This window comes from Kribbella sp. NPDC056951, from assembly GCF_042674205.1.
Taxonomy (GTDB): domain Bacteria; phylum Actinomycetota; class Actinomycetes; order Propionibacteriales; family Kribbellaceae; genus Kribbella; species Kribbella yunnanensis.
On sequence record NZ_JBHUQZ010000001.1, the window covers coordinates 838,519 to 849,107 of the forward strand.

A 10,589-nucleotide genomic window follows, 5' to 3' on the forward strand; every position below is an offset into this window, starting at 1 on the left:
GGAGGAAATGCGATGGCGTTTGGGTTCGGGGGTACCTAGCGTTGGTGGGATGGAGATCGGGGTGGTTGAGGCGGGGGAGTTTGGGCGGGCGGCTGAGTTGTGGGAGGCGTCGGTTCGGGCTACTCATGACTTTGTTACTGAGACGGATTTGGACGTGTTCCGGCCTTTGGTGCGGGAGGCTATTGCGGGGATTCCGCAGTTGGCAGGGTTGCGGGATGAGGTCGGCTACCTGATTGGGTTCGTGGGGGTGGCCGAGGGGAACGTCGAGATGTTGTTTCTGGATCCCGCGTACCGGGGGCGAGGTGGTGGGACGTTGCTGCTCGACCATGCGTGTAAGGAGTTTGCGGCGACTGCTGTTGATGTGAATGAGCAGAACGCGCAGGCGGTGGGGTTCTACGAGCAGTACGGGTTCACGCTGGTGGGCAGGAGTGAGCGGGATTCGACCAACAAGCCGTATCCGATCCTGCACTACACGCTTTAGCCGGCGATTTCGAGGATGTCGATCTCGGTGTAGGGGTCGGCCTCGGCGAAGCGGAGGGCCCAGCGGACGGCGTCTTCCTTGGAGTCGACGCGGATGATCGAGAGGCCGGCGACCAGTTCCTTGGTTTCGGCGAACGGGCCGTCGACCACGCGCGGCGGGCCGGGTTGCGCGACGGAGATGCGGGCGCCGTTGGCGCTGGGCATCAGGCCTTCGGCGACCAAGAGGATGCCGGCCTGGCGCATCTCCTCGAGGACCGCGTCGGCGCGGGCCAGGATCTCGGGGTCCGGCGGGTTGCCGGCTTCGAGTCCGTCGTTGGTCTTATGGAGCAGCATGAACCGCATAACGCCGACCTTAGTAGGTCGAGAGCTCTGCCCAGAAGGCTTCCGGGATGGCGTGTTCCAGCCAGCCCGCGACCTCGCTGATCTCCTGCGGACTCCGCGCCCCGACAACCACAGCCGGTACGGCGGGATGCGCCAGCGGGAACTGAATCGCGGCCGCCAGCAACGGTACGTCGTACCGGCGGCACAGCTCGCGGAGTCGGTCGATGCGGGTGAGGAGGTCGGCGGGCACCCGCGCGTAGCCGTGGGGTGCGCCTTGGGCGGTGTCCGCGAGCACGCCTCCCTGGAACACCCCGGCGGCGAGGACGGCGACGCCGAGCTTCGAGCACAGGGGTAGCAGTTCGTCGGTCGCGGAGCGGTCGAGCAGCGTGTAGCGACCGGCCAGCAGGATGCAGTCCGGGCCGGCGGTACCGGTCTCGCGGAGGAAGCGGGCTGCGACGTCGGCGTGGTTCACCCCGAGGGAGATTGCGCGGATCGCGCCGCGGCCGCGGAGTTCGTTGAGCGCGCGGAGGGCGTCGGTCGAGGCGGTCGCGAAATCGAGGTCGGGGTCGTGGATGTGCAGGATGTCGATCCGGTCGATCCCCATCCGCTCCAGACTCGCCTCGAACGAGCGGATCACCGCGCCGTACGAGTAGTCGAGGCGTGGTCCGACACCGGCCGGTGGTTCGGCCCAGATCGGTTGCAGGTCCGGTCCGCCGGGCTCGATCAGGCGGCCGACTTTGGTGGACAGCACGAAGTGGTTCCGCGGGCGGCCGCGGAGGGCCAACCCGGCACGCTGCTCGGAAACGCCGTACCCGTAGACCGGTGCCGTGTCGAACAACCGCACCCCGAGCTCCCACGCCCGGTCGATCGTCGCGATCGCCTGCGACTCCGGTACCGCCGCGAACATCCCCCCGATCGAAGCCAGCCCCAACCCCAACTTGCTGACCCGCAACTCCGTCCGCCCCAACTCCACACTCCGCATGCCGCCGACCCTAGAACCCACCACCGACAATCCACCTTGAGCACGGTTCGACCATTCCAACCGCCCGCGAGTGGTTGATGGGTGCACAAGGTTCCGGACTGTGGCCGCCTTGAGCACGGGTCAGTCGTTTGGGCGGGTTGCGCGTGGTTGAGGGGTGCTCAAAGTGGGTGCACGAGGTGGGGGAGGGCGCTGGGGGCGTAGTAGATGTCGGGGGTTGAGCAGGTTGGCGCGCTCAACAGTTCGGCGGGGTCCGTCAGGAGGGTGGCGTGGCCTGAGGTGATGGGGGTGGCAAGGTATTCGTGGCCGGGGAGGTTGGCTACGGCGGTTCGGCAGCCAAGGGCCATGCCTTCGAAGAGGGCGGTGGTGGAGACGCCTACCTGGTACGTCGCCTTCGCTAGCAGGTCGAGGGTGTTGCCTGAGGTGGAGAGGTGGACGGCGGGCGAGGGGGTGTAGTCGGCGGGGTGCTCGCTGGGGTGGAGGCGGAAGAGGACCTTCAGCGAGGGGTTTGCCTTGGCTACGGATTCGGCGACCTGCAGGAGATCCCCGCCAGTGGTGCCTTGGGAGAGGAAGACCGTCAGTGACGGATCCTTCGGGCCGGGTGTGGGGAGGTAGGGCGCGCCCACGACGGAGGTGCGCATTCCGGCGGGGAGGTCGGCGATCGTCGACCAGTAGGAGCCGAAGGTCCATAGCTCGTCGGGCTGGTCGGCTACTACCGGGCGGCCGGGGTAGCTGTAGCCGAGGTGGAAGGGGCTGATGGCGCCGTGCTGGAGTTCGACGACGCGGATGCCGAGGTCGCGGGCGGCGCCGACGATGTGTTGGTGGAAGTAGGCGACGACGACGTACACGGTCTTGATGTCGTGGCGCTTCAGGAGCTTGCGGTAGAGCGCGCGCAGGCGGAGATGCTTGGGCACCTCGCGGGCGAGCAGCGCGCTGATCGGCACCGAGACACCGGTCAGTTCCTTCAATGCAGCAGCAATACCGAGCGGGTCGTCGGCGGAACGCGAATGGACCGCGCCAAATGCCGACGTGAAGAAGTCGAGGTTGCGGCTGCCGGGGAGCGGTACGCCGTTGATTCCCGAGTCGAGGATCAACGCGGACGGCCCCAGCGCAGCGCGGAGTTCGGAGGTGTAGATCTCGACACCGTCCGGTTTCCGCGGATGCGGGACCACGAGAGAGGAGTACCGGCCGAAGAACGGGTTGCGGGTCGCGAGGCCGGCCACGTGCCGCCCGACCAGACCGAGTTTGTCGCCGACAGAACGCCGTACAGGGTGTGGAACGCCGTGGATGCCGGAACGACGGGTCAGCTCATGGAAGACGCGCATCCGGATGATCGGCCACGGGTGTGTGCCCCGGATCTGCCAGTCGAGGAGACCCAGATCCCGCTCCACCTGCCAGATCGCCCGGCACAGGCTCGCCACCGTCGTGTTCGGCGCCGTGCCGTTCCCGGTACTCGTCATGATTGATCCCCACTATGCCCGCCAGGCTGCCGATACCGGAGAAGAACCGGCGGACTGCCTTGAGCAGGTGCGTCTTCCGGCCGAGCAGCAGTCCGGCCAGCGCGTAACCGATCGCCGAGACCACCCGGGCCGAAGCATAGGCCAGCACCAGGACGTAGCTGACCGCGCCCGGACGGATCAGCAGGCGGCTGATCGTGTCCCCGCTGCCGGAGCGGAAGGCACGTCGTACCAGCCAGCTGAGCGTGGTCCGCGCGGCCGGGACCTCCTCGGCGATCACGGCCTCCTCGCACCAGACGATCCGGAAACCGGCCCGGTGCACCCGCAGGAAGAAGTGCAGGTCGCTGGAGCCGGTGTAGCGGAACGCGGGATGGAAGCCCGGCGTGACCGTGTGGTAGACGCGCCGGCTGACCAGCGTGTTGTTCGTGTACGCCTTGCGCAGCTCCAGGCCGGTGGTGTGCCGGCCGGTCGAGTCGTGCACGTCGCTGTAGTGGTTCCACGGCGGGGCGCCTTCGGGCAGGTTGCCCTTGACCGGGCCGGTGACAACGTCGGCCCCGGTCTTCTCCCAGGCCTGGAGCAGGGTCGCGAGCCAGTACGGCGGCGCCACCTCGTCGTCGTCGACGAAGATCAGCGCGTCGTCGTTCCAGCAGAGTTCGACCGACCGCTCGCGCGCGAACGGGATCCCCGGTTCCGGTTCCACCACCGACTCGATCGGGTACCGATCGCCGTCGAAGGCGGCAACGACCTGGGAAGCGGTGCCTTCGGCATCGTTGTCGACGACCACTATCCGGACCGAATAATCCGAACCCGCAGGCAGTTCCTGGGCCTGCAAACTCGCCAGCAGACCCCGCAACAGACCAGGCCGCCTAAACGTGATTACCGCAATGGCGACACTGGTGGTCATAGTCCCCCGAGACTATCGGTCCGGCTCTGCTGTCAGCCACCTGAGATGTTGTACCTCTGGGTACAGTGGTGGCGTGGAGACGGTCGAGCGGTTGATTCGCAGTACGCAGGAGTTGTTGTGGGAGCGGGGGTATGTCGGCACCAGCCCGAAGGCGATCCAGGCCGCGGCGGGAGCCGGGCAGGGCAGCATGTACCACCACTTCAGCGGCAAGGCCGAGCTGGCGAAGGCCGCCATCGAGCGGTCCGGGGTCGAGATGCGGGCCGCCGCCGAGGAGCAGCTGGGCGGAGCCGGTACGGCGGGGGAACGGATTGCGAGGTATCTCGGCCGCGAGCGGGACGTGTTGCGGGGCTGCCGGATCGGCCGCCTGACCGCGGATCCCGAGGTGGTCGCGGACCCGGAGTTGCGGGCGCCGGTCGACGAGACGTTCACCTGGTTGCGCGGCCGGCTGGCCGAGGTGATTGCTGAGGGCAAGCAGAACGGCGAGTTCGCGGCAACGGTCGACCCCGACCGGCTCGCGGCGACGATTGCCGCCGTACTGCAAGGTGGTTATGTGCTGGCTCGGGCGGCGGAATCGACCGAGCCGTTCGATCTGGCGATCCAAGGACTTCTGGAGTTGATCGAAGCATGAGGATCGGAGCGGTCTTTCCGCAGCTCGAGATCGGTCCGGACCCGGCCGTCGTGCGGGAGTGGGCGCGGACGGTCGAGGACGCCGGGTACGCGCATGTGCTTGCCTATGACCACGTTCTCGGCGCGGATCCGGCGAACCGTCCGGGCTGGACCGGGTACACCGACAAGTCCTTGTTCCACGAGGTTTTCGTGCTGTTCGGCTACCTGGCCGCGATCACCACGAAGCTTGAGCTTGTGACTGGCGTCCTCGTGCTTCCGCAGCGGCAGACCGCGCTGGTCGCGAAGCAGGCGGCGGAGGTCGACGTCCTGTCCGGTGGGCGGCTGCGGCTCGGCGTCGGCATCGGCTGGAACCACGTCGAGTACGACGCTCTCGGCGTACCGTTCACTCAGCGCGGTGCCCGAATGACCGAGCAGGTCGAGCTCCTCCGCAGACTCTGGGCCGACCCGGTCATCACCCACGAAGGCCGCTTCGATCGTGTCGAGGAGGCCGGGCTCAACCCGTTGCCCGGTCGGCGAATCCCCATCTGGTTCGGTGGCGGAGCGGACGCCGTACTGCGAAGGACCGGTGCGATCGGCGACGGGTGGATGCCGCAGGGTCGGCCGGACGAGGCGATGCGGGCGCCGCTCGAGACGATCCGGGAGGCCGCTGAGCGGGCGGGGCGCGACCCGGGCGAGATCGGGATCGAGGCTCGGTTGTCGCTCAATGCGGTGCCGCAGGAGGAGTGGCGCGCGTACGCCGACGCCTGGCGTGACCTCGGCGCCACCCACTTGTGCGTCAACACGATGAACTTCGGGCTCACGCGTCCCGAGGAACATGCCCAGCTCCTCCGCGAGGTCCTGCCGAAGTTAGGGTGAGCCTCATGGCTATCGAGGTGATCGGGACCAAGAGTGACCGGTACGACGAGATCCTGACCGAGCGGGCGCTCACCTTGATCGAGCGGTTGCATCGCGAGTACGACGGGCGTCGGCAGGGACTGCTGGCTCGTCGTACCGGGCGGATCGCGGCGATCGCGGCCGGGGCGGATCTCGGGTTCCTGGCCGAGACCAAGGACATCCGCGACGATCCGGACTGGCGGGTCGCGCCGGCGGCGCCCGGGCTGGTCGACCGCCGGGTGGAGATCACCGGGCCGACCGACCGGAAGATGACCATCAACGCGCTGAATTCCGGCGCGAAGGTCTGGCTCGCCGACCAGGAGGACGCGAACACGCCGACTTGGGAGAACGTCGTCGGCGGTCAGCTCAACCTGCTCGATGCGATCAAACGGCAGATCGACTTCACCACCGACACCAAGTCGTACGCGCTGAAGCCCGATGACGAGCTGGCGATCATCGTCGTACGGCCGCGGGGCTGGCATCTGCCCGAGAAGCACATCCTGGTCGACGGTGAGCCGGTGTCTGGTTCGCTCGTCGACTTCGCGTTGTACTTCGCGGCCTGTGGACAACTGCAGCTCGATCGCGGCCAGGGACCGTACTTCTACCTGCCGAAGATGGAGTCGCACCTCGAGGCCCGCCTGTGGAACGACGTGTTCGTGACCGCGCAGGAGGCCCTCGGCATTCCGCGCGGGACGATCCGCGCGACCGTGCTGATCGAGACCTACCCGGCGGCGTTCGAGATGGAGGAGATCCTCTACGAACTGCGCGAGCACTCGGCCGGTCTGAACGCGGGCCGCTGGGACTACATGTTCAGCGTGATCAAGACCCACCGCGACCGCGGTGTCGACTTCCAGCTGCCCGATCGCAACAGCGTGACGATGACCGTGCCGTTCATGCGCGCGTACACCGAGCTGCTGGTCCGCACCTGCCACAAGCGCGGCGCGCACGCGATCGGCGGCATGGCGGCGTTCATCCCGAGCAAGGACCCGGCCGTGAACGAGCAGGCCTTCGCGAAGGTCCAGGCCGACAAGACCCGCGAGGCCGGCGACGGTTTCGACGGCTCCTGGGTCGCGCACCCCGGCATGGTCGACACGTGTCGCGCGGTCTTCGACGCCGTACTCGGCGACAACCCGAACCAGCTCGGCAAACTCCGCGAGGACGTCGACGTCACCGCCGACCAACTCCTCAACGTCGCCGCCACTCCCGGCGAGGTCACCGAAGCCGGCCTCCGCAACAACATCAGCGTCGCCCTCCAGTACCTCGCCGCCTGGCTCGAAGGCACCGGCGCCGTCGGTATCTTCAACCTGATGGAGGACGCCGCCACCGCCGAGATCTCACGCTCCCAGATCTGGCAGTGGCGCAAGAACGGCGTAGTCCTCGACACCGGCGAAACCATCACCACCGAACTGGTCGAACGCCTGGCCGACGAAGAGATCGCCGCCCTGGACCAGCCCCTCCGCTACCAGTCCGCCCGCTCCCTCTTCCTCGAAGTAGCCCTGGCCGACGAGTACGTCGACTTCCTGACCCTCCCCGCCTACGACCGCTTCGCCTGATCGCATTTGGTGGTTACCCCACCAACGTGGGGGCTCCCGTACCGGAATTCGGTGTGGGAACCCCCAATCCGGTGGGTGCACCCACCAAATGCGCGCGGGCCGGGCCGGGCCGGGGCGGGCGGGAGCGGGCGGGGTTAGTGCTTGGGGTAGGCGGCGTCTACTTCTACTTCGACTAGCCAGCCTCCGACGGGGAGGTTTTCGATTTCTAGGGCGAAGCGGGAGGGGCGGGATTTGTTGATGACGAAGGGTTTGGCGGGTGCCGCGGTGCCTAGGGGGACTGGGGTGAATTTGCCGGTGGTTAGGTCGGTGTTGGCGAAGTACTGGCGGTAGGCGCGGTTCCAGCCGGCGAAGTCGGCGGTAGCCGCGCCGGTGGGGTTCTGGAGGAAGACGCGCATGGTGTAGACGTCGGTGTAGGTGAGGCCGGCGGCTTGGAGGTTTTCGCCGATGCGGCGGAGGACGTTGATGCCTTGGGCCTCGGTGATGGTGACGCCCGCTGACAAGGTGCCGCCGGGGAAGATGGCGGTGTCGATGTACGACGCCTCTGTTCCGGCCGGAGCCGCGGTGTTCAGCGCGGTCGGGCCGATGCCGCTCGTCTTGTAGATCGGGGTGTTCGCGCCGATGCCGACGCCGGTGGCGATCATCGGGTTGGCCTGTCCGGCGGGGAGAGCCGGTACGACGGTTCCGGGTCGGGGTGGCCGCGGTTTGTCCCACCAGCCGGCCGCCGTTCCAGCGCCTGCGGTGAACGAGACGACGACTGCCGCAACTCCGACGGTTAAGAACCTGAGCTTCATCGAGAAGTCACCACCCGGTGGTGTAGCGCGGTCACGGTGGCGCGGGCCGAGGTCATGGCGCCGTGCTGCCAGGCGATCGCGTGGGACAGATGGTCGCCGGCGAAGTAGACGTTGCCGGTGGGTTCGAGCAGGCGCTGGTAGGTGCCCTCGGTCTGCGAGGGCCAGCCGACCCAGGAACCTTCGGAGTACTTCGCCGAGGCCCAGTTGACCGAGAACGATGCCGAGATGTCGCGACCGTAGACGTCACCGTGCATTTTGGTGCCCTGGGCAACGGCTCGCTGGAGTCGTGCGGTCGGCGTGAGAGCGCCGTACGTGTTCGCGTTGGTGCCGGTGTTGTAGTAGCCGATCACCGTGCCGCGGCTGCCGTGGAAGCCGGTCGACGGATACCAGGTGTTGCCGGTGTCCAAGCTGCTGTTGGTGATCCCGCCATAGATGCGCAGATCCTCTTCCCACCAACGACGGCCGTACTCGATCCCGATCTTGCCGGCGTTGCTCGGCCGCGCATACTTCAGCGCATCGACAACCGGCGTCGGCAGGTTCGACGGAATCTTCGCGGCGATATGCGGCGGCAGACTGCAGATTGCGAAGTCGGCAGCCAGCACTCGCGGCCGACCACCCGTGCTGTAGGTGACCTGAACCCCAGTCGGCGTGTTCCGCAGTCCCAGGACCTCGGCGCCGTACTGGATCTTCTCCCGGCCGATCGCGCGTTCGAACGCGTACGGGATCCGGTCCATCCCGCCGACCGGCTGGAACATCATCATCGCCTGGTCCCAGCCGAACTCGAACGAGAAGTAGCTCCCGACTCCACTCGCGAAGACATCACTCAGCGCGTACGGCGATTCCGTCGTACCGCCTTCGGTTCCGGCGCCGGGCTCGACCGTGTACCCGCGGCGGCCGTCGGTCCCGGTGTACTTGAAGTCGCCGGCCTTGTTCGAGATGGAGCCGAAGCTGGTCAGGAATCCGATCAGCGCCTGCTTGTCGCTCACGGTCAGGTAGGAATCGAGCGCCCCCTGATCGGTCGCCTTCGCGAGCAACTCGGAGACGTAACCGTAGACATCGGCCTTGGCGGTGCGATGCCGGATCGGCTTGTTGGACAGGGCTGTCGTGCCTTCGCGGTAGAGGTACGCATCCGCGTTCTGGTTGACGAACGGCTCGATGGCCACGCCGAGTTCACGGCAGTAGTCGAGCGTCACGTGGTGCTGCGGGATCCGCCCTGGACCGGCGTTCATGTACTGACCGGGCGAGAATTTCGCCCGCTGAGTGTTACCGGCCAGGTCGGTCTCGGAGGTCCCGCCGCGAACGGTCCAGTTGCGCCCGCCCGGTCGCTGCCGGGCTTCGAGCAGGGTGACTTTGTAGCCGGCCTTCAGGAGTTCGTACGCCGAGGTCAACCCGGAGATCCCGGCCCCGAGAATCACCACGTGCTTGCGGGGCCGGCCGTTCAGATCGACCCGCGTCGGCGCGGCGAACGCGGGGGTTTCGCCCAGTCCGGTCAGACCGAGGGCGGACATCGTGGAGTAGAGCACACCGGCACCGCCGGTGATACCGACCTGTTGCAGGAAGTGACGTCTGGTCTGCGCCATGCCTTCTCCTCACTGGCAACGGGGAGGAACGGTCCCCTTGTTGACCAGAAAGGTAAGGACAAAGTGTTTGGGCCCTGTGTCCGAGCGATGACGTCCTGACGCCGGTACTGACAGGTATGTTTCGCCTTAATACACCTGTTAAGAAACAGCACGAACCTGTTCAACCAGCGTCTTGGCCACTGGGGCGATCTCCGCATAAACCCCGGGATACTGCGGTTCTGCGCACCCCCGGCCCCAGGAGACGATGCCGAGCAGGCGGCCGTTGAGGACCAGTGGGCCGCCGGAGTCGCCTTGGCAGGCGTCGCCGGTTCCGTCGAGGTAGCCGGCGCAGATGTTCGCGGCCGCGGTGTACCCGTTCTCGGCGTACCCCTTGATGCCGAGGCAGGTCGCGTCACCGAGATCCGGTACGGCGAGCTTCTGCAGAGTGTCGTCAGGCCCGGTGTCCGCGGTGTCGCCCCAGCCGTAAACAGTCGGTACGGCGCCTCGCCGATCCGCCTTCGGATTCGTTTCGAGGCGGAGCACCGGGACCCCGGTCATCGGCTTCTTCAACGTCAGGACCGCGAAGTCGTTGCGATTCGTCGCGGTGCTATACGCCGGGTGCACCCAGATCTTGCTGACCGCGGAGAACCGTCCCACGCCGTGGTTGGTCAAGTCGGCGCGGCCCTGGATCACGCCGTACGACGCCACGCGCTCGCCGGCGCAGTGAGCCGCGGTCAGCACCTTGTTCGCGGCAACGAGCACGCCGCCGCACCAGCGTTTGGATTCGCGCGTCGCCGCGGTGTTGGTGAGCACGACCGCCCAGGGCGCCTCGCTGACACTCGCGAGGGTCCCGCCAACCACCAGAGGTTCGCGGGCCGAAGCGGTTCCCGCTGTGCTCAGCAACAGCACGGTGATCAGGGCGGCAGTCCGCTTCAGCATGCGGTCGAACTTACTCCACGTCACCCATTGAGTGCTTTAAGTAGGCAGATGATGTCTGCCCCAAAGGGCACTTGAAGTATTGCCAGGGTCACTCTCGGACACTTAC

General features: G+C 67.1%; 11 protein-coding genes. 4 read left to right on the forward strand and 7 right to left on the reverse strand.

The window, feature by feature from the left end; translation table 11 throughout:
• Window positions 1-49 precede the first annotated feature (49 nt).
• Window positions 50-481, forward strand: coding sequence for a GNAT family N-acetyltransferase (locus ACFTSF_RS04040; RefSeq protein WP_380152379.1), 432 nt, complete (start codon window positions 50-52; stop codon window positions 479-481).
• On the opposite strand, the gene ACFTSF_RS04045 is transcribed toward ACFTSF_RS04040, so the two are convergent.
• From ACFTSF_RS04045 to ACFTSF_RS04060, 4 genes are all read right to left on the reverse strand, one after another.
• Window positions 478-822, reverse strand: a complete 345-nt coding sequence (locus ACFTSF_RS04045) for a YciI family protein (protein WP_344153300.1) — start codon at window positions 820-822, stop codon at window positions 478-480. The two genes, ACFTSF_RS04040 and ACFTSF_RS04045, sit on opposite strands and share 4 nt — an antisense overlap.
• A gap of 10 nt (window positions 823-832) precedes the next feature.
• Window positions 833-1,783, reverse strand: a complete 951-nt coding sequence (locus ACFTSF_RS04050; protein WP_380152381.1) for an aldo/keto reductase — start codon at window positions 1,781-1,783, stop codon at window positions 833-835.
• Between the two features lie 158 nt (window positions 1,784-1,941).
• A complete protein-coding gene (locus tag ACFTSF_RS04055) occupies window positions 1,942-3,105 on the reverse strand; it encodes a hypothetical protein (protein ID WP_380153079.1) in 1,164 nt (387 codons plus the stop codon).
• Entirely contained in the window at window positions 3,089-4,141 is a 1,053-nt protein-coding gene (locus ACFTSF_RS04060) for a glycosyltransferase family 2 protein (protein ID WP_380152382.1), read from the reverse strand. The genes ACFTSF_RS04055 and ACFTSF_RS04060 overlap by 17 nt, the downstream gene beginning before the upstream one ends.
• 73 nt (window positions 4,142-4,214) lie before the next feature.
• Here ACFTSF_RS04060 and ACFTSF_RS04065 point away from each other — a divergent pair, with 73 nt between their 5' ends.
• The 3 genes from ACFTSF_RS04065 to aceB are packed head-to-tail and all read left to right on the forward strand — an operon-like array spanning window position 4,215 to window position 7,194.
• A complete protein-coding gene (locus ACFTSF_RS04065; RefSeq protein WP_380152383.1) occupies window positions 4,215-4,769 on the forward strand; it encodes a TetR/AcrR family transcriptional regulator in 555 nt (184 codons plus the stop codon).
• Window positions 4,766-5,623: an LLM class F420-dependent oxidoreductase gene (locus tag ACFTSF_RS04070; protein ID WP_380152384.1), complete on the forward strand. Its 858-nt coding sequence runs from the start codon at window positions 4,766-4,768 to the stop codon at window positions 5,621-5,623. The genes ACFTSF_RS04065 and ACFTSF_RS04070 overlap by 4 nt, the downstream gene beginning before the upstream one ends.
• A 5-nt stretch (window positions 5,624-5,628) precedes the next feature.
• On the forward strand, window positions 5,629-7,194 hold the full coding sequence (gene aceB, locus ACFTSF_RS04075; RefSeq protein WP_380152385.1) for a malate synthase A: 1,566 nt from the start codon (window positions 5,629-5,631) through the stop codon (window positions 7,192-7,194).
• A gap of 134 nt (window positions 7,195-7,328) precedes the next feature.
• Here aceB and ACFTSF_RS04080 read toward each other — a convergent pair whose 3' ends face one another.
• From ACFTSF_RS04080 to ACFTSF_RS04090, 3 genes are all read right to left on the reverse strand, one after another.
• Entirely contained in the window at window positions 7,329-7,985 is a 657-nt protein-coding gene (locus tag ACFTSF_RS04080) for a Rid family hydrolase (RefSeq protein WP_380152386.1), read from the reverse strand.
• Window positions 7,982-9,565 (reverse strand): flavin monoamine oxidase family protein, encoded by a 1,584-nt coding sequence (locus ACFTSF_RS04085; protein WP_380152387.1) that lies wholly within the window; start codon window positions 9,563-9,565, stop codon window positions 7,982-7,984. The genes ACFTSF_RS04080 and ACFTSF_RS04085 overlap by 4 nt, the downstream gene beginning before the upstream one ends.
• 138 nt (window positions 9,566-9,703) lie before the next feature.
• Complete coding sequence (locus ACFTSF_RS04090; protein ID WP_380152388.1) at window positions 9,704-10,483, reverse strand: S1 family peptidase; 780 nt, start codon at window positions 10,481-10,483, stop codon at window positions 9,704-9,706.
• Between the last annotated feature and the right edge of the window lie 106 nt (window positions 10,484-10,589).